The organism is Lentzea sp. HUAS12, from assembly GCF_024125735.1.
Taxonomy (GTDB): domain Bacteria; phylum Actinomycetota; class Actinomycetes; order Mycobacteriales; family Pseudonocardiaceae; genus Lentzea; species Lentzea albida.
Genome location: NZ_CP099738.1, coordinates 1,043,881 through 1,062,210, shown reverse-complemented (window position 1 = coordinate 1,062,210; position 18,330 = coordinate 1,043,881). Strand labels below are relative to the sequence as shown.

Annotated in this window: 15 protein-coding genes; 10 read left to right on the top strand and 5 right to left on the bottom strand. The window is 71.2% G+C overall.

The features are described from left to right. Positions 1-93: 93 nt before the first annotated feature. The 4 genes from ND450_RS04920 to ND450_RS04905 all read left to right on the top strand — a co-directional run bounded on the left by ND450_RS04920 (position 94) and on the right by ND450_RS04905 (position 3,841). Positions 94-1,098: a LacI family DNA-binding transcriptional regulator gene (locus ND450_RS04920; RefSeq protein WP_253324959.1), complete on the top strand. Its 1,005-nt coding sequence runs from the start codon at positions 94-96 to the stop codon at positions 1,096-1,098. A 184-nt stretch (positions 1,099-1,282) separates the two neighbouring features. Next, positions 1,283-1,828, top strand: a complete 546-nt coding sequence (locus ND450_RS04915; RefSeq protein WP_253324958.1) for a hypothetical protein — start codon at positions 1,283-1,285, stop codon at positions 1,826-1,828. Between the two features lie 10 nt (positions 1,829-1,838). Beyond that, positions 1,839-3,467, top strand: coding sequence for a hypothetical protein (locus ND450_RS04910; RefSeq protein WP_253324957.1), 1,629 nt, complete (start codon positions 1,839-1,841; stop codon positions 3,465-3,467). Continuing rightward, positions 3,464-3,841 (top strand): hypothetical protein, encoded by a 378-nt coding sequence (locus ND450_RS04905; protein WP_253324956.1) that lies wholly within the window; start codon positions 3,464-3,466, stop codon positions 3,839-3,841. The genes ND450_RS04910 and ND450_RS04905 overlap by 4 nt, the downstream gene beginning before the upstream one ends. A gap of 4 nt (positions 3,842-3,845) precedes the next feature. On the opposite strand, the gene ND450_RS04900 is transcribed toward ND450_RS04905, so the two are convergent. Beyond that, positions 3,846-5,015 (bottom strand): AbfB domain-containing protein, encoded by a 1,170-nt coding sequence (locus ND450_RS04900; protein ID WP_253324955.1) that lies wholly within the window; start codon positions 5,013-5,015, stop codon positions 3,846-3,848. A 61-nt stretch (positions 5,016-5,076) separates the two neighbouring features. Further along, complete coding sequence (locus tag ND450_RS04895) at positions 5,077-7,905, bottom strand: AbfB domain-containing protein (RefSeq protein ID WP_253324954.1); 2,829 nt, start codon at positions 7,903-7,905, stop codon at positions 5,077-5,079. Positions 7,906-8,235: 330 nt separating this feature from the next. Here ND450_RS04895 and ND450_RS04890 point away from each other — a divergent pair, with 330 nt between their 5' ends. Both ND450_RS04890 and ND450_RS04885 read left to right on the top strand, forming a co-directional pair. Further along, positions 8,236-9,792 (top strand): glycoside hydrolase family 76 protein, encoded by a 1,557-nt coding sequence (locus ND450_RS04890; RefSeq protein WP_253324953.1) that lies wholly within the window; start codon positions 8,236-8,238, stop codon positions 9,790-9,792. A gap of 69 nt (positions 9,793-9,861) precedes the next feature. Beyond that, positions 9,862-10,815: an acyltransferase domain-containing protein gene (locus tag ND450_RS04885; protein WP_253324952.1), complete on the top strand. Its 954-nt coding sequence runs from the start codon at positions 9,862-9,864 to the stop codon at positions 10,813-10,815. Here the strand turns inward: ND450_RS04885 and chvE are convergent. Beyond that, on the bottom strand, positions 10,812-11,909 hold the full coding sequence (gene chvE, locus ND450_RS04880) for a multiple monosaccharide ABC transporter substrate-binding protein (RefSeq protein WP_253324951.1): 1,098 nt from the start codon (positions 11,907-11,909) through the stop codon (positions 10,812-10,814). The genes ND450_RS04885 and chvE overlap by 4 nt on opposite strands. Before the next feature lie 227 nt (positions 11,910-12,136). On the opposite strand from chvE, the gene ND450_RS04875 reads away from it, so the two are divergent. The 3 genes from ND450_RS04875 (at position 12,137) to ND450_RS04865 (ending at position 16,382) form a co-directional block, all read left to right on the top strand. After that, positions 12,137-12,898 carry a hypothetical protein gene (locus tag ND450_RS04875; RefSeq protein ID WP_253324950.1) on the top strand — a complete coding sequence of 254 codons (762 nt, stop codon included), beginning with the start codon at positions 12,137-12,139 and terminating at the stop codon, positions 12,896-12,898. 230 nt (positions 12,899-13,128) lie between these two features. Further along, a complete protein-coding gene (locus ND450_RS04870; RefSeq protein WP_253324949.1) occupies positions 13,129-14,349 on the top strand; it encodes a CdaR family transcriptional regulator in 1,221 nt (406 codons plus the stop codon). 53 nt (positions 14,350-14,402) lie between these two features. Beyond that, complete coding sequence (locus ND450_RS04865) at positions 14,403-16,382, top strand: S9 family peptidase (RefSeq protein ID WP_253324948.1); 1,980 nt, start codon at positions 14,403-14,405, stop codon at positions 16,380-16,382. A 105-nt stretch (positions 16,383-16,487) separates the two neighbouring features. On the opposite strand, the gene ND450_RS04860 is transcribed toward ND450_RS04865, so the two are convergent. Beyond that, complete coding sequence (locus ND450_RS04860) at positions 16,488-16,787, bottom strand: DUF4342 domain-containing protein (protein ID WP_089924610.1); 300 nt, start codon at positions 16,785-16,787, stop codon at positions 16,488-16,490. Positions 16,788-17,004: 217 nt separating this feature from the next. Continuing rightward, on the bottom strand, positions 17,005-17,595 hold the full coding sequence (locus tag ND450_RS04855) for a transglycosylase family protein (protein ID WP_253324947.1): 591 nt from the start codon (positions 17,593-17,595) through the stop codon (positions 17,005-17,007). Positions 17,596-17,920: 325 nt separating this feature from the next. Here ND450_RS04855 and ND450_RS04850 point away from each other — a divergent pair, with 325 nt between their 5' ends. Then, the gene (locus ND450_RS04850; RefSeq protein WP_253324946.1) at positions 17,921-18,148 is read left to right on the top strand and encodes a DUF2188 domain-containing protein; all 228 of its coding nucleotides are present in this window, start codon (positions 17,921-17,923) and stop codon (positions 18,146-18,148) included. Positions 18,149-18,330 lie beyond the last annotated feature (182 nt).

Below are 18,330 nucleotides of genomic sequence, written 5' to 3'. Positions count from 1 at the left end.
CCGGGCGACACACCCCCGTTTGCCACGTGGCACATTCCTACCACGTGGCAAACTGGCTGGACAAGGACACGAGGGCTCTGGAGGAAACTGACCGTGGCGGCTACACAGCGCGACGTGGCGCTACGGGCGGGCGTCTCGACGCGGACCGTGTCGAACGTCGTCAACGACTACCAGCACATCAGCGAGGACGTCCGCCGCCGCGTGCTGGCCGCGATCGACGAGGTCGGTTACCGCCCCAACCGCGCGGCCCGCAGCCTGCGCACCGGTCGCAGCGGCCTGATCGCCCTGGCGTTCCCGGAGTTCGACGTCGGCTACTTCGCCGAACTGGCCCGCCTGGTCGTGCACGAGGCCGAACGCCGCGGCTACACCGTGCTGGTCATGCAGACCCTCGGCGAGCGCGGCCGCGAAGCCGCACTGCTGCAACGCATCGACCGCCAGCTCGTCGACGGCCTGCTGTTCAGCGCGTCCGCGTGCGAACCGGAGGACATCGAGAACAGCGACACCGGCCCCCTGGTCCTGCTGGGAGAGCACGACATCCCGGGCATCGACCGGATCGCGATCGACAACGTGGCCGCGGCCCGCGCCGCCACCCGCCACCTCGTCGAACAGGGCTGCCGCCGCATCGCCTTCATCGGCCGCGCCCGCGACTTCCGCTCCGACATGGCGGAGCAGCGCATCGAGGGCTACCAGCTCGAACTCACCGCGGCCGCCCTCCCGTTCCGCCAGGTGGTGGAGGTGGACGGGTACCACCGCGCGAACGGCTTCGCCGCCGTGACGGAACTGCTGGCGGCCAAGGGATCCGGCCCGGTCGACGGCCTGCTGTGCGCCAACGACCCGGTGGCGCTCGGGGCGATGCACGCGCTGAACCAGGCCGGGCTGCGGGTACCGGACGACATCGCCGTGGTCGGGTTCGACGACATCGACGACAGCGCGTACGGACTGGTGCCGCTGACGTCGGTGTCACCGGACAAGCGGCAGATCGCCGAGCTGGCGGTGAGCCGGCTGATCGACCGGGTGCAGGGGGCGGACGTGCCGGGGCGGTTGCACGTGGCCGGGTTCGAGTTGGCGGTGCGGGCCAGTTCGGCGCGCACGGGATGACGGGGCGCGGCCTGCCTGGCTTCGAACGCGGCGGGACGGCCCGCGCCCAGGCCGCTAGTCGCCGCGGTTAGCGCACAATGCCTCCCCTGCCAGCAGCCGTACGCCAATCGGCCGTCGCCGCCGAACCCCGGAGAGATCTAGGTTTGCGGGTGTGACAGGGCAGGGGGAACCTCACTCACGGCGTTTGCTCGCACCCGGTGTCGCCGTGCTGCTGGGCTTCGTCGCGCTCGTCGGCAACCCGTGGCTGAACCTCGACCTCGCACTGGCCGACTCCGACTCGGTCCTGCGCGTCGCCACCGTCCTGCTCTCGTACCCGGCCTGGTTCGTCGACATCGACCAGGCGGGCCCGTTCTTCTTCTGGTTCGGGAACCTGCGGACGGCGTTGTTCGTGGCGCTGGCCGTGCTGGGGCTGAACAAGGTGTCGGGCTGGGTCAGCGGCACGGCGGGCGGCAAGGCGCTGTTCGTCACCACCGCCGGGGCGACGACGCTCAGCGCGGTGGTCGCGGGGCTGGCGTCCGGGTTCGTCACGGTGGTGCTGGTCGACGACCGCTCCACACTCCCCTACCTGAACCCCGGTCAGCCCGAGGAGTTCTTCCTCGTCCAGCTCAGCTCGTCGGCGGCGTTCGGGGTGCTGTTCGGGTCGGTGCTCGGTGCCGTCGTGGCCGCCGCGAAACGTCGTGAACCCGAGAAGCGCGTACGTCCCGCGAACGCGCCGAAGTCGTTGTGGTGAAGGGGATCCGATGAGCCTGCCGTTCTCCCCCGACGACACGACCCGCTACCTGTGCGTCGCGGCGCGGACCGACGAGGGCTTCGCCGAGCGGACGAGCAAGGCGCTGCTGCACGACGACCTGCACGCCACGGCGCCGTCGGTCGGGTTCTCGCTGCGGCCCGTGCTGCTGCACGCGCTGGCGGGCATCCGGCAACGCCGGGTGCGTGACTGGTGCCTGCTCGCCGCGACCGCGCTGGCGCTCGTGATCTCTCCACTGTGGACAGTTCTGGCCCTGCTGGTGGTGCTACCGGTCGCCGGTGGCCTCGCGAAGCGCGCCGCGGAGTCCCGCCGGTTGCGCGACATCGTCTTCGCGCTGATCACGCTCGCGGGCCTGGTGCTGGTGACCGTGTCGATGGTGTCCGCGCTCGGCACGGCACCGGAACCGACGCGGAGCCGTCCCCGGCCCGAGCCGCCGGTCGACGACTGGCTGGTCGGCCTGCCGTGGGTCGCGCTGCTGGTCGGCCTCCTGATGTACGGGCTGGTGGTGTGGACCGAGTGGCGGATCCGCCGGACGTTGCTGAGCGAGCTCACTCGGTCCGCGTTCCGGCCGGAGGAGGCGCCGGAACTGCCCGCGAGCCAGGCCTGGTTGTCCGATCGGCTGGAGGCGATCGACGTCGCCGAAGGCGGCAACGTCACCGTCTACGACGGCTTCACCCCGTTCATCGGCCACGGCCCGCTGGTGTCCACGTGGTCGTTCGCGCTGCCCTCGCTGCGCGAGGACTCCGACGCGGTGGTGCCGCTCGACGTGGCCGAGCTCGTGACCCACGTGCGCGCCCGGCTGGCGGGCATCGGCGTGGAGCCCGACGAGCTGCCGGGCCTCGTCCTCACCGAGCGGGCGTTCGTCAGCGGCAACGCGCTCGTCCTGCACCCGGCCCTGCTGCCCGAGCGCGACCAGGCGCCCCTGCAGCACCTGGCGGACGACGAACTGGCCCGGCTCGCCGCGCGACCACACGGCTCGGCGCGGCACTACCTCTGCGCCCAGGTCCCGTCCTGGGGCGGTGAGGTGGTCGCCAGCACGTTCCTGCACTTCTCCACCGACGGGCGGCTGCTCTACCTGCAGTGCGACCGGACGGTGCTGGGGCCGTTGTGGCAGCAGTACCACGACGTCGACCGCATCAGCCCCGTGCTCACGGCCGGTGCGGTCGGCCGCCTGCTCGCCAGGGCGGCCAGCGGGCTCGCCGGCGCCGTGCCGCGCGCGCCGTTCCGCGTGCTGCGGGACGCGACCTTCCACTGGCGCTGGCAACGGCACCGCACGATCGAGCGGGCGATCGCCGAGCAGGACCTCGGGTACAGCTACGGCGCCCGGTTCAGCGTCCGAGAGGAGGCTTCGGACGCCAACTACCACAACTACTTCCAGAAGACCGACGCCGCCAAGCATCTCAAGCTGATCGAACGGCACGTGCTCGCGGCGCTGCTCGACTTCCTCGACGAACGCGGGGTGGACACCACCGAGTTCCGCAACCGCCAGATGACGATCCTCAACCAGGGCATCATCCAGACCGGCGGCACCAGCAACGTGGGCAACCAGGCGGTCGGCAGCGAGGCCACCGCCACCGCCCACTTCGCCACACCCGAACCCGCAGCCGGGAAACCGCAGTGACCGAAGGGGAAACCGTGCCGGACAGCTCACCGAACTACGGCATCCAGCAGTCGGGCGGGGTGAGCAACGTCGGCAACCAGGCGGTGGGCCAGAACGCCCGCGCCACCAGCCACGGCCTCCAGTTCACCGCCTCACCGGCGACCAACGAACTGGTGGCGGAGCTGATGGCGTTGCTCGAACGCCACCGCGCCGAGCTCCCCGACGAGGCCACGGAGGTCGCCGAGGAGCTCCAGGACGAGCTCGAGTCGCCCGAACCCGACCGCGGTGTGATCGCGCGCGTCCTGGAGCGGCTCAACAACATGGTGAAGCCCGTCGCACCGCTCGTGGAGACCGTGGGCGAGCTGACCAAGGCCGTCGAGTCGTTCGGCGGGTGACGCCTCAGGGCGCCCAGGGCGCGTCGAACGACCAGGCGATGTCGGGGACGAGGCTCGACGCCGTGTCGTCGGCACCGGACCCGCCCGGCGTGGCCAGCCCCAGTTCGCTGTTGATGTGCCGCAGGTAGGAACCGGGGAAGTTCCAGGAGCTCAGCCGCACCCCGGTCGGCGCGGACCGGCCGCACCACGTGGCGTCGGCACGCATCAACGCCGTTCCGTCGTCCGCGCTGATCTTCACCCGGCTGTCCTGGTGGCGCAGGTAGTAGCCCGGGAAGTTGCGCGACTCCAGGCTGTGGCAGTCGCCGGCGAGACCGGGGACGACCCGCCAGGTCGCGTCGGACTTGAGCACCGCGGAACTGCCCGGGTCGACGTGTGCGGTGTACCCCAGCGAGTTCTGGTGCCGCGCGTACCGGTCGGTGAAGCCGGGGGTGGTGACGCGCAGCGAACGCAGACCGGAGGGCAGGGTGACGGGAGCACCGTCGTTCCCCGCCGATCCGGGCACGGCGGCGAGCGCGGAAGCCCACCGCGCGGCCATCTTGTCGTACCCCGCACGGGTGGGGTGCACGCCGTCGGCCAGGTCGGCGGTGGTGAGGGCGGCGTGCATGTCGACGTAGTGGACCCGGGACCCCTTGCCGCGCACCATGTCGGGAATGGTCGCGTTGTAGGCGTTCGCCCTGGACTCCAGGGCGGGGTCGGACAGTGGGACGACCGAGGAGACGAACACCTCGGCGTTGGGCGCCGCCGCACGGATGTGGTCGACCAGCGCGCTCAGCCGCGCCGGAGCACCCGCGAGGTCGTGGTTCTGCGCGATGTCGTTCGTGCCGAGGTGGAGCAGCACCGTGCGCGGCGTGCTCTCGCGCAGCACCGAGGTGACGATGGCGTCGATCTGGTCGATGCGCCAGCCGGGATGGCCCTCGTGGTCGTGGTCGGGCAGGTCGGCCGGTCCGTTGGACTGGGTGCCGACGAAGTCGACGAGGTGTCCCGCGGCGGCGAGGCTGCGCCACAGGTTGATCCGGTAACCGCCGGGAACGTTGAACCCGTCGGTGATCGAGTCGCCGAGAGCGAGCACTCGCGTGCCGCCGTTGCTCTCCGCCGCCGTCGCCACACCCGCGGGCACGAGCACTCCCAGCGTCAGGAGGGCTGCCGCCAGGCCGGCCGTGCGTCGTCGCACCATGTCCAACTCCTTGCTGTGGGGAGAGGGCCGGGGTGGTCGCGCGACCACCCCGGCCGGGGAGCTACGGCGCCCAGGGCGCCGCGATGGTCCAGGTGCTGTCGGCGGTCAGCGTCTGAGGCCGGTCGAAGCCGGTCTCCGCGTTGCCGGAGGCGACGTACACCTGCGACTCGAAGTGCCGCAGGTACGAGCCCGGCTTGTTGATCGACTCCAGCGTCACGCCCGTGCCGCTCAGGCCGGGGCGCGCGCAGAACGTGGCGTCGTCGCGGAACAGCGCCGAGCCGTCGTTCGGCGAGTTCCGCACCCGGCTGTCGGCGTGGCGCAGGAACTGGCCCGGGAAGTTCACCGACTCGAACGAGTAGCACGACGAGTCGGCGAGCCCGCGGCGGACCGTGTACGTGGCGTCCGCCTTCAGCGTGGCGCTGCTGCCGCCGTTCACGATCTCCGTGTAAGCCAGGCTGTTCGAGTGCCGCAGGTAGCGGTCGGTGTGGCCCCAGGTCGCGACCTGAAGCGACTGGCGGACGTCGGTGGTGAGCCGTGCCGAGCTGCGCCACAGCGCCGGATCCGCCGTGCCCCAGGTGGAGTCGGCGGCGAACCCGGTCGCGGTGTCCCAGGCGTTGGTGCCGCCGCTGCGGGCCAGGTAGACGTTGTCCGCGTAGTGGCGCAGGTAGGAACCCGGGAAGTTCAGCGACTCGAACGACGTGCCGCCCGACGCCAGACCCGGCCGGGCGCACCACGTCGCGTCCGCCGCGAACGTCCCGCCGGTGGACGCCTCGACGCGCGCGGTGCCGTTGGCGTGCCTGAGGAAGCGTCCCGGGAAGTTCACCGATTCGAACGAGTGGCAGCGCGCGTCGGCCAGACCCGCGACCGTGCGGAACGACGCGTCCTGGCGGGCGCCGTCGGCGCTGGTGGCGCTGAGGACGTCCGTGCGGGCCACCGAGTTCGCGTGCCGCAGGTAGCGGTCGGTGAAGCCCGGCGTGGTCACGCGCAACGACCGGACGTGGCCGAGGGTGAAGTCGACCGGGGAGTTGAGGTTGCGCGACGCGGCGATCAGGTCGCCGTGCGCGGCCCGCAGCTGGTTCGTGTCGACCTTCTGCAAGCGCCGGTCGTAGGTGAGCAGACCGTTGTACTCGCCCTCGACGTCCGTGATCTCCGTGTAGACGTAGGCGGACAGGCCCTTCGTCGTCATCAGCTGCTTCACGTCGCGGACCATGCCGGTGTAGCGGTCGTTGAGCTGGGCGGCGCTGAAGACCTGTTCGTAGGCGAAGAAGTCGTTCTTCGGGCTGTACTCGTGGCCGGGTGTGCGCAGGCCGATGCCGCCGAACTCGCCGAGCACCGAGACGCGGGTCGACGACGGCCGCGGCGCGTCCGGTCCTGTGTAGACGTGCCAGTCGACGATGTCACCGGTGCCCGGATCGCCCTTGGAGGCACAGCAGTTGTAGCCGCTGTGGGCGTTCACGAGCCGGGTCGGGTCGTAGTTCTTCAGATCGGTGGTGACGCGCCGGGTGTCGGCGAGGCTCCACTCCCCCCAGCCCTCGTTGAACGGCACGTAGGTGACGACCGCGGGCGAGAAACGGTGTTCGTCGACGATCTCGCGCGCCTCGGTCTCGAACTGCGCGATCTGCGCCGCCGTGCGGTTCGCGTCGAACGCCGGAGTCGACGGAACGTCCTGCCACACCAGCAGTCCGAGGCGGTCGGCGTGGTAGTACCAGCGGGCCGGTTCGACCTTGATGTGCTTGCGGACCATGTTGAAGCCGAGGTCCTTGTGCTTCTGCAGGTCCGACGCGAGCGCCGCGTCCGTCGGCGCCGTGTAGAGGCCGTCGGGCCAGAAACCCTGGTCCAGCGTGCCGATCTGGAACACGAACTCGCCGTTGAGGGTCGGCCGGAGCACGCCGTCGACGAGCCTGGTGCCGATCTCCCGCATGCCGAAGTAGTTCACGACCTGGTCGACGGTGGCGCCGGAGGAGTTCCGCAGGGAGACCCGGAGGTTGTACAGGTACGGGTCGTCCGGCGACCACCGCCGCGCGTTCGGCACCGGCACGGAGAACTCGGTGAAGCCACCGGTCGCGCTGCCCACGACGGTCGTGCCGGCCATCGCCTCCGCGAGCACGGTGTGCCCGGTCGTGTTGCCGCGCGTGAAGACGCGGACCCTCGCGGTGTTGTTCGAGAGGTTCGGGTACACGTCGACGGAGAAGATCGACGTCGGCGCCGTGGGTTCGAGCCACACCGTCTGCCAGATGCCCGACGACGGCGTGTAGAAGATCCGGCTGGTGTCGTTGACCTGCTTGCCGACCGGCTGCTTCTCCCCGCGGCCGTCGGTCGGGTCGTACACGCGCACGACGATCTCGTTGGTGCCGCCGTTGAGCTGCGGCGTGACGTCGACCTCGAACCGGTCGTAGCCGCCCTTGTGCGTGGTGACCTGGGTGCCGTTGACCCAGACCGTCGCCTCGTAGTCGACCGCGCCGAAGTGCAGCTGCACGCGCCGGCCGTTCCACGCGGGCGGCACGGTGAAGGTGCGCCGGTAGAACATCAGGTCGCGGTTGTCGTTGCGCATGATCCCCGACAGCGCCGACTCGATCGGGTACGGCACCAGCACGCGCTCGGGCAGCGTCTGCCCCAGCGGCGGCGCCGCGTACCGGTTGACGTTCCCCGCCCCGTCGGTGGCGGGGTTGAGGAACTCCCACTCCCCGTTGAGGGACTGCCAGTCCGGCCGCGTCATCTGCGGGCGCGGGTACTCCGGCAGCGGGTTGGTGGTCGGCACCTGGCTCGTCCACGGGGTGGTCAGCGGCGGTGTCTTCGGGACGACGGCGGCGGACGCCGGGCCGGACGCGGTGGCGACGATGCCACCGGCGAGGGCCAGCACGGCCGCCGCGCAGGCGACGAGGGAACGCATCGAACTCCTTCAGGCAGGGACCGGAGGTGGGCACGACGGCTCAGCGCCCCTGACCGGAGCGCACGTGGGTGGGAAGAGGTGGCGACGACGCCCTGCTGGGCGTTCACGAGATCGTAACTCAATGGAGAGCGCCAAAAAAAACCAAAAATCCGCGCTCTGAATCGACTAAGTCAACAAGTTGGCTGTTCGAGTTTGTGCCGGAGTCCGTCGGCGTGGCACAGGAATCTGACCGGACAGAAGCATTGACGACCGAATCGCCCGAACTCTAGCCTCATCTTGAGAGCGCTCTCATCCATCACCGAGCCGCCCACCCTGCACCGGGAGGTTCTCATGCTGAGAGCTGCGTTTCTCGCGTCCCTGATGGTGTCCGGAGTCCTCGTGGCCGTCCCGCCGGCCGTGGCCCAGTCCGTTGTGGACTGCGGCTACTACTGCGACGACCGCGATCCCTCACTCCCCCTCGCAGCGCGGCGTTCCGCGCACCGGCCCGGCACCACCCCACCGCCGACGGCCCCGCCCTCGACCGGCGGCGTCCCACCGGCCGCCTCGGCCGTCGTCTGCAACAGGTACTGCGACGCCCGCGATCCCGCGCTCGCCCCCGCGGACCGCCTGGCCCAGACCGTCTCCGTCGGAGGCCGGCAGATCTCCCTGCGGTTCAACGACACCGACGCGATGGGCTGGGCGGTCGTCTCCAGCGCCCAGCAGGGCGACGAGGTCTGGCTGGACCGCTCGTTCGACGCCGGTGCCAGCTGGGGCTCCGGGTCGAGGCTCGGCGACACGGCGGCCCCAGCGGGCTTCGGCACCTGGCGCACGATGATGTTCAACGTCGACGACTGGACCGGTCTCGGCGTCGGCCTGCTGCGCGCCTGCGGGCGCCCGGCCGGCTCGTCCGCGATCGCGTGCACCAGCTGGTACCGCACGACGTGGAACGCGGGCGAGCGCCGCACCGCCGCCGCGACGGCGTTGATGGAGCGCTACAACCTCGGCACGGGCCTGTTCGACACGACCGGCTGGTGGAACTCCGCCAACGCCCTGACGGCGATCATCGACAACATCCGGGTGACCGGGATGAACAGCTACCGCTACGCCATCGCCCGCACCTACGACCTCAACCGCGCGGCCTGGCAGGGCGACTTCATCAACGACTACAACGACGACGTCGCCTGGTGGGGCCTCGCGTGGCTGGCCGCCTACGACCTGACCGGCGACAGCAGGTACCTCACCACCGCGAGGGCGGGCGCGAACCACATCCACCGGTTCTGGGACTCGGTGTGCGGCGGCGGGATCTGGTGGAGCTCCAGCAAGAACTACAAGAACGCGATCGCCAACTCGCTCTACGTCCAGCTCAACGCCGCCCTGCACAACAGGATCCCCGGCGACACCACCTTCCTGAACCGCGCCAGGGCGGGCTGGACCTGGTTCCTCGGCAGCAAGATGATCAACAGCGCGAACCTCGTCAACGACGGCCTGAACTCCAGCTGCGCCAACAACAACCTCACGCCGTGGAGCTACAACCAGGGCGTCCCGCTCGCCGCACTGGTCGAACTGCACCGGGCCACCGGTGACGCGAGCCTGCTCACCCGTGCCCGCGCCCTCGCCGACGCGTCGACCTCCAGCACGTTCCTCAACCCCGGCGGCATCCTGTTCGACGACGGGGGCGGCGGGGACGTGCCGTCGTTCAAGGGCATCTACGTGCGCGGGCTGGCGGCGCTCAACCGCGCTCTGGCGGACCGGCCGTACACCTCGTACCTGCGGCGGCAGGCCGACACGGCGCACGCGCGGGACCGGTCGAGCGCCGACTCCTACGACCAGCCCTGGGCGGGGCCGTTCCAGCGCAGTGACGCCGCCCGCCAGCACAGCGCGGTGGACCTGATGAACGCGGCGGGGTGAGCCGGCCTGGTCGCGGCAGGTCGCCGAACGGGCCGACACCACCGCGACCTTCCCGGTAGGGTCGGTCACGTGGACCTGGAGGACACCGCGGCCCGGCTCGGAGTTCCGCTTCCCGAAGTCGAACGAGTGCACCGCCTCGCGGGCGACCGACCCCCGGTTCCCCTGCCCGCCAGGGCGGACGCGCCGGCGATGCTCGACCGCCTCGCCGTCCCGCCCGACGACGCCGCCGAGGTCATGGCGGCCTGGCCGGACCCGGACTCTCCACTGTGGACCCCGGAGCTGCGCTGGCTGCTGGACCGCTCCACAGCCCTGGTGCGGGCCGATCTCGGCGGCCACGGCTGGCTGTCGCCGGGCCCGGCGCTGCCGCGCGACCGGGGTCCCGCCTGGCGCCACCTCTACGTGTACGCGTACCTGGCCCTGGTGGACGTGGCGCTGGAGTACCACCGGGCGCACGGCATCGCCGAGGCCGTCTCGTGGACGACGCTCGCGGACCTCGGCCGCAACCTCGCCGTCGACCGGCGGATGCGCGGCGAGGGCTGGCCCGTCATGCAGAGCTGGCTCACGCTGCACTCGCGCGGGGGTCTCTACGAGCTCGGCCGGTTGCAGCACCACCGGGGTGATTCCGCGCTCTCGCTGCACATCCCCGACTCCGGCCCGCTGACGCCGGAGTCCGTGTCGGCGTCACTGGACGAGGCCCGTGCGTTCTTTCCGCGGCACTTCCCCGACGAGCGGTACACGGCGTTCTCGTGCGGGTCGTGGCTGCTCGACCCGCAACTGCGGGAGTACCTGCCCGACGAGTCGAACATCGTGCGGTTCCAGCGGAGGTTCGAACTGGAACCGCACGAGGAGCAGGAGGGGATCAACGCGGACGTCGAGGTGCTGCGGTTCGTGTTCCGCACCCTCACGACCCCGCTCGACCGGTTGCCGCGCGCGACGGTGCTGCAGCGCGCCGTCGTGGACCACCTCCAGGCCGGGCGCCACTGGCAGTGGCGGCGCGGGCGGTTCCCGATCTCCCGCGATTAGCGGAGCTGGTCGTCGCTGTAGTACCCCGACTCCACCAGGACCTTGTGGTAGTTGGACTTGTCGACGCTCACCGGGTTCAGCAGGAAGGCCGGGACGATCTTGACGCCGTTCTCGTAATCGTTGAGGTTGTTGAGCTGCGGCGGAGTCCGGCCCTTCAGCACCGCCTCGGCCATCGACGCCGTGGCCGTCGCCAGCTCGCGGGTGTCCTTGTAGATCGTCGAGTACTGCTCCCCCGCGATGATGGACTTCACCGACCCCAGCTCGGCGTCCTGTCCGGTCACGACCGGGAACCCCTGGCCGGGGGCGTAGCCGTTGTTCTTCAACGCGGTGAGGATGCCGAGGGAGATGCCGTCGTAGGGCGACAGCACGCCGTTGACCTTGGTGCGGCGGTACGCCGTCGTGACGATCTCCTCCATGCGCTTGCGGGCGGTCTCGCCGTCCCACCGGAGGGTCGTCACGGCCTGGAACTCCGTCTGCCCGCTGCGCACGACCAGCTTGCCGTTGTCGATGAGCGGCTTGAGGACGGACATGGCGCCGTTGAAGAAGAACGCCGAGTTGTTGTCGTCCGCGGAGCCCGCGAACAGCTCGATGTTGAACGGGCCCGTCGCGGGGCCCGGGCTGCCGTCGCCGTTGCGCAGGCCCAGCCCAGTCAGCAACGACTCGGCCTGGTAGATGCCGACGCGGAAGTTCTCGAACGTCGCGTAGTAGTCGACGTTGGGGCTGCCGCGCAGGAGCCGGTCGTAGGCGATCACCGGGATCCCGGCCTCCGCCGCCATCAGCAGCGGCTTGGTCAGCGCCGAGCCGTCCACCGAGGCGATGATCAGGAGCTTCGCGCCGGCGGCGATCTGGCTCTCGACCTGCTTCACCTGGGTCGGCACGTCGTTCTGCGCGTACTGCAGGTCGACCCGGTGACCGCGCGATTCGAGGTTGTGCTTGATGTTCTCGCCATCGCTCGTCCAGCGCTGCGACGTCGTCGTCGGCATCGTGACGCCCACGAGAGCGCTCTCAGGCGGTTTGGTCTCCCGGCCGGTCGCGGGCGTGCCGCACGCGGCCACGAGCAACACGATCACGGACACCACGAACTTCGATCGCATCCCGGCTCCTCGCGCGGATCAACAACGTTGTTGACGGTCGCCACGGTTCTCGAGGCAGGCCGAAGACGCGGTTCTCGTGTGACCCGCGCCACAAGCGGCTGTGCACGTTAACAACTGGACGCGAAGGGATCAAGCGACGAGGGCGGTTCGTCCATCGAAAGCACGAATGGGTGCCCTGTAGCGGTATGCGGTGGTAGGGCGATGGGAAGGTCGACGACGATCGGGAGGTGAGCGCCTTGCCCGACCGGAAGCGGTCCCGGCGTGGCCTGGTGTCCGTCGCGGTGGGAATCCTCCTCGGCGTCGCGAGCATGGCGTTGCCGTCCGTCGACGCGCTGTGGGCCGCCCTGGGAGTGGCGCGCGACCTCCGCACCGGCCACAGCACCGGCCTCACGATCCTGTTCCTGTGCCTGGGTTTCCTCGTCGCCCAGTACTTCCAGCAGGAGGAGTTCAAGGCGGAGCTGGAACGGTCGCTGAGGGCGGAGTCGGCGCGCCTGGAGGCGGGGCTGCCCGCGTTCGGCCTGCTCACCCAGCAGACCGGCGACGAGGCCATGGCCACGCTCACCGGACTGGTCACCACCGCTCGTTCGGTCGCGAACACCCGGATCTCACCGTCCAAGGTGGAGGTCGCCGCCCGCCACGGCGCCGGATCCGCGTGGGACCGGGCCCTGCTCGCCGCCCTGCAGTCCGGACTGGCCTACCGCGAGGTGGTCAGCCCGAACCACGCCGACCTCGCCCGCGCCCGCAGGGCCGCCATCACTGGGTCCGCCGGGGTCTACGAGGCCGCGGTGGTCCGCCACCTCCCGTCGCCGTTCCTGAACTTCATCGTCGTCGAGCAGCGCGACGGCACCAAGGAGGTCTGGTTCGGCTGGCTCGCCTCCCGGACGTCGGGGTTCGACGGAACCGTGGTGCGCACCGGCGAGACCCACGTGGTGGGCCTCTTCGAACGCTGGCACACCGAACTGCTGGGCGCGGGCACCCCGGTCCGGTGACAGCGGAGGGACCCGATCGACAAATGCCGTCCCCGCGGGCCCCGCGACGCGACGTTTGCCGACTGCCGGTGTCCGGCCCGTCGACCAGACTGGACGTCTGCCGGACGAGCGGAGGGCGAACGACTGTGCGTACGACCACCGGTCGCCCTCCTCCCTCGCGAGTGCGAGAGGACCAGCGGCCCCGACACCGTGGTGGGATGATCGCCACGCATCGGCAGAAGGGGAGCGTTGTGAGCGATGCCGATCTCCAGTCCATTGTGGATGAACTCGCCGAACACCTCCAGCGGTCCGTGGCGATCGACGACCCGTCGATCCGCCTGATCGCCGCGAGTCGCCACTTCGGCGACGAGGACGCGCTCCGCATCCGGTCGGTGCTGGACCGGGCCATCGAGCCCGCCGTCGTCGAACACCTCTTCGCCCAGGGCATCGCCCGCTGGACCGGTCCCGGCGTCGTCGCGGTCGAGAACGCCCTGCCCCGCCTCTGCGCTCCCGTCCGGTGCAACGGGATGCTGCTCGGCTACCTCTGGCTGATCGACGCCGGCGGCTCGTTCACCGAGGCGGAGATCGCCGCGGCGGACGAGGCCGCGGCCACCGCGGGCACGGTGCTGTACCGGCGGTTGCTACTGCACGAACGTTCGAAGGCACGTCAGGAGGCCATCCTCCGCGAGCTGGTCTCACCGGACGCCGCCGTGCGGGGGCTCGCGATCGCCGACCTGCACGCAGAGCAGCTCTTCGGGGACGACTTCGGCCACTTCACCGTGCTCTCCGTCCAGCGCCGCACGGCGGAGGACGCCGCCGCGCACCAGGTCGCGTTCGAGGCCGCGCTGGAAGAAGGTGTCCGCGCGGTCACCGACGACGTGGCGCTCATGGTCGCGAACCGCGCTCGGGGCTGGATCCTGCTGATCCAGCGGCACCCACCCGCGAGGGCGCTCGTGGACACGATCGCCGACCGCGTCACCACGAGGCTGCGACGCCTCACCGAACCCTCCGCCCGCCTCGCGTTCGGGCTCGGCAACACGGTCACGGACCTCAGGTCGGTCGCGCTGTCCTACGAGCACGCGACGCTGGCCGCCCGCGCCGCGCTGCTGCTGCCGGGCACGGGAGACCTCGCGCGCTGGGGCGAGCTCGGACCGTACGAGCTGCTGCTTAAGCTGCCGGCGGACGACCTGCTGACCACCGCGCTCACGCCCGCCGTGGCCGCGCTGGAACAGGCGGACAACCACGCCGACCTGATCGGCACGCTGACGACGTTCTTCGACCACGCGGGCAACATCCAGCGCACCGCCGACTCGCTGACCATCCACCGCGCCACGCTGTACCAGCGGCTCAAGCGGATCGAGCAGATCACCGGGTGCAGCCTCGACAACGGCGACGACCGCCTGGTGCTGCACCTCGGCCTCAAGCTGCGCACCCTGGCCGCGGCCTACCGCGGCCAGACCTACCCGAACTGACCGGAAGCCCCGGCCGGGAGACGCACGTCCGCCGGGGGAAGGGAGTGTCCAGGATGGCCTCGTCCAGGGAAACGGCGCACACCGAGCAGGGCGACTTCGTACTGGGGCACCTGCGCGCCGTGCACGAGCCGGGCTTCGGCAAGCCGTCGAACCTGCGCGAACCGCACGTGACCCGCGACGGCACCCGCACGGTCGTGACCGCGGACGTCCTGGACGGCCTGTGCGGAAGGCCCCGCACCGCGCTCTACACCGCCACCAACGGCCGCTTCCGGCAGGTCTCGGCGCTCGGCGGCTCGGCGCGCTCCGGCCGGTTCTCCCCGGACGGGCGCACGCTGGCGTTCCTCGCGGACCGGGCCGTACCCGGCGTGTTCCAGCTGCACCTGCGCGCCGACGGCGACTTCGGCGAGGCGGAGCCCGCGCCGGCCGTGCCCGGCACCGTCGAGTACCTGCACTGGTCCCCCGACGGCAGCCGGGTCCTGCTCGGTGTGGCGGGCCTCGGCGCCGAGCTCTCCGGCGGCCAGGGTTCCGGCACCAACCACGCCGCCGACCGGGCAGAGCCCTGGTACCCGCACGTCGAGGACGAGGTGAGCGACGAGGCGTGGCGGAGCCTGTGGGTGTACACCCCGGCGACCGGCGCGCTGCGCCGGCTGTCACCGGAAGGCCTCAACTGCTGGGAGGCGGGCTGGAGCGGACCGGACCGGGTCGCGGCCATCAGTTCCACGGCCCCCGGCGAGGACGACTGGTACGACGCGGCCCTCACCCTGATCGACCTCGGCGGTGACGTGCGGACCGTGCTGACCAGCGAGGTCCAGCTCGGTCTTCCGGCAGGCTCCCCCGACGGCCGGGTCGTCGCGGTCGTGGAGGCGGTGTGCAGCGACCGCTGGCTCGTCGCGGGCGACCTGCTGCTGCTCGACGTCGAGTCCGGCGAGACGCGCCGCGCCGACACCCGCGGCGTCGACGTCACCCGCCTCGACTGGATCGACGACGTGCGGCTCGGTTACCTCGGGCAACGCCACCTGAACTCGGTCGCCGGGGTGCTCGACACCACGAGCGGCGGCGTGTCCGAGGTCTTCGACACGCCCGTCGCCTGCGGCGGGAGCACGGGCGTCCACACCGACGGCGCCTTCACCGCGGACGGCCGCGTGTGCACGGTCCACGACTCCTACCGGCTCCCGCCGCAGCTGGTGCTGTCCGGCGGGGGCGGCGACCGGGTGCTCGCCTCCACGTCCCACCCCGGTACCGACCACCTGCTCTCGGTCGCCGGCACCTCAACACCGGTGAGCTGGCGCGCGCCGGACGGCCTGGAGATCGAGGGCATCCTGTGCACCCCGGACGGCGACGGGCCGTTCCCGCTCGTCGTGAACCTCCACGGCGGCCCGATCTGGCAGTTCCGCGACATGTGGTCGATGCGCTCCCAGTGGGTCCCGCTGCTGGTCGCGCGCGGCTACGCGGTGCTCAACCCCAACCCGCGCGGCAGTTCCGGCCGCGGCCAGGCCTTCGCCGGCATGGTCGCCGGTGACATGGGCGGCGCGGACACCCACGACATCCTGTCCGGCATCGACGCGCTGGTCGACCGCGGCGTCGCGGACCCCACCAGGATCGGCCTGATCGGCGGGAGCTACGGCGGTTTCATGTCGTCCTGGCTCGTGACCCAGGACGACAGGTTCGCCGCGGCCGTGCCGATCGTCCCGGTGACCGACTGGCGCAGCCAGAACCTCACGAGCAACATCGCCGCGTGGGGCGCCCGCTTCCTCAGCCCGAGCCCGGACGACCGCGAGGCCCGCACCCTCGACCGCAGCCCGGTGGTCCACGCCGGCAAGGCGCGCACCCCGTGCCTCAACGTGGCGGGTGCCCTGGACAACTGCACACCGCCCGGACAGGCCCTGGAGTTCCACCGCGCCCTGCGCGCGAACGGCGTGCCGTCGGCGCTGGTCGTCTACCCGCAGGAGGGACACGGCGTGCGCGGCTACCCCGCGCAGATCGACTTCCTCACGAGGGTGCTGGCGTGGTTCGAACGCCACATGCCCGCCTGAGCCGCTCGCGGGTGCGACACCCCTGCCCGCACACGAACGGCAGCGGCGGCACCGAAGTGCCGCCGCTGCCGCCGATCCCCCGCCGCGATCAAGCGCGGCCCCCGGTCACACCCGCTCGGCCTCGACCGTCGTCGCAGGCTGGTCGCCGGGCGCGGCGGGCTGCTCGCGGTTCTCGAGCGTGATCCCGCACTTGCCGACGAGCGCGACACCGGCACCGATCGTCGTGGCCACCGGAGCGGCCAGCGCCGCGACCAGTCCGATCGCGACCGGCACCTCCAGCACCACGTCGTCCTTGCTGTCGCGCACGACGACGCGACGGTTGATGCCCTCGCTGACCAGCCCGCGAACGGCGTCGACCACCGAGTCGACGGCGGTGCGGGCGGTCTCGGACCTGGATTCAGTCATTGCTCTCCTCGAACTGCGGATCTCCCCTGACAGACTCCAGCCTGCCCGTGTCCGGGCGCCCTGCCATCAGGGTTTCCCCCTGACCTCCACCTGAGATGTCCCCCGGTCGTCTCAGGTGGACGAGGCTTCAAGGGCGCACGTCCCACCGACACCTCGGGCGCGGGACCCCGCTGAGGTCCCGCGCCCGAAGCCCTGCGGTACTACCCGCCGACCGGCGTCACTTCGTCGCGATCTTGTCGCCCGGCCTGATCAGGTCGGGGTTCGTCAGGAACTTCGCGTTCTTCGCCACCAGGGCCTGCCAACCGCCCTCGATCCGCAGCTCCTCGGCGATGCGGCTGAGCGTGTCGCCGTCCTTCACCGTGTAGTCGCCGTCGGGGTTGCTGGTGGACGGCGCGGCCGCCGGTGCCACGGGGACCGCGCGCGGCACGGCACGGCCGGAGACCGGCCGCTGTCCCTGGCGGACCGGCTGCGACGTGCCCGCGGAGGCACGCCGCCCGCACGTTCCCCAGGCCCCGATCCCCTGCGTGCGCAACACGTTCTCGGCGACGCGGATCTGCTCCTCGCGGGAGGCCTGGTCGGCGCGGCCCGCGCCGCCGTTGGCCTGCCAGGTCGACTGGCTGAACTGGAGTCCGCCGTAGTAGCCGTTGCCCGTGTTGGTGGACCAGTTGTTGCCGCTCTCGCACTGCGCGATCCGGTCCCAGTCGACCGGCGCCGAGGCGGAGGCGGTGCCTGCCGCGGTGGCGAAGGCCGTCGCGGAGACGGCGACGAGAACGGCACGACCGGCGAAGTTGCCACGGAGATGAAGCATGTCCCTTTTCGCACACCGCCTCGCTCTCGCCTGCAGCAGCGCCTGTCCGGCGGGGGCTTTCGTCCGTGACGTGGACAGGGCGCGCCGCTGGACAGGTGAGCGGGCGGCATGCCCTGGTGGTGCAGCGGCCTGACGACCGCAGGCTGGACCGTAAGGACGCTCCGGCGGATCCGCACGACCCGAGGCGGGCAAGATCACCCGATGGGTGCCGATCACGTGCGCGGCGTTTCAGCGACGCGCCGCGAACCGACGGCCGGGTGTCGAAGATCTTGATCGTGGGCATCCTCCCCTCGTCACCACGATCCCCACCGGCGAGGAGGCCGCGATGAAGGGCGATGTCGAGACCTACCACGAGAACGGGACCTGGAAGAACAAGGTCGAAGGCAACTCCCAGGCGTCGAGCACGCACGACACCAAGGACGCGGCGAGCGCCAAGGGCCGGGAGATGGCCGCCGAGCGAGGTGTCGAGCACATCATCCGCAAGCAGGACGGCACGATCGGCGAGCGGAACACGTACCCCCGCGAGCGCGACCCGCGCAACGTCCCGGGCTGAGTGGAACGGGTTGCGGGGGAGGCGACTCCCCCGCACCGCAGCGGGACCGGCCCGCATCGGTGACGGCCCGCACGGGCAGCGTTGGTGGCGGCTCGCATGTCGCAGGGCACGCCCGATCACTGCGACGCCCATCACGAGTCGCGCCATAGCTCTTGCTGCATGCCGCCCGCAACAGCAACGAC

Coding starts and splice junctions, on each gene's coding strand:
- ND450_RS04865 (WP_253324948.1), top strand. CDS start 14,403: ATGGCCTCGTCCAGGGAAACGGCGCACACCGAGCAGGGCGACTTCGTA.
- ND450_RS04900 (WP_253324955.1), bottom strand. CDS start 5,015: ATGGTGCGACGACGCACGGCCGGCCTGGCGGCAGCCCTCCTGACGCTG.
- chvE (WP_253324951.1), bottom strand. CDS start 11,909: ATGCGATCGAAGTTCGTGGTGTCCGTGATCGTGTTGCTCGTGGCCGCG.
- ND450_RS04910 (WP_253324957.1), top strand. CDS start 1,839: ATGAGCCTGCCGTTCTCCCCCGACGACACGACCCGCTACCTGTGCGTC.
- ND450_RS04890 (WP_253324953.1), top strand. CDS start 8,236: ATGCTGAGAGCTGCGTTTCTCGCGTCCCTGATGGTGTCCGGAGTCCTC.
- ND450_RS04895 (WP_253324954.1), bottom strand. CDS start 7,905: ATGCGTTCCCTCGTCGCCTGCGCGGCGGCCGTGCTGGCCCTCGCCGGT.
- ND450_RS04850 (WP_253324946.1), top strand. CDS start 17,921: ATGAAGGGCGATGTCGAGACCTACCACGAGAACGGGACCTGGAAGAAC.
- ND450_RS04860 (WP_089924610.1), bottom strand. CDS start 16,787: ATGACTGAATCCAGGTCCGAGACCGCCCGCACCGCCGTCGACTCGGTG.
- ND450_RS04855 (WP_253324947.1), bottom strand. CDS start 17,595: ATGCTTCATCTCCGTGGCAACTTCGCCGGTCGTGCCGTTCTCGTCGCC.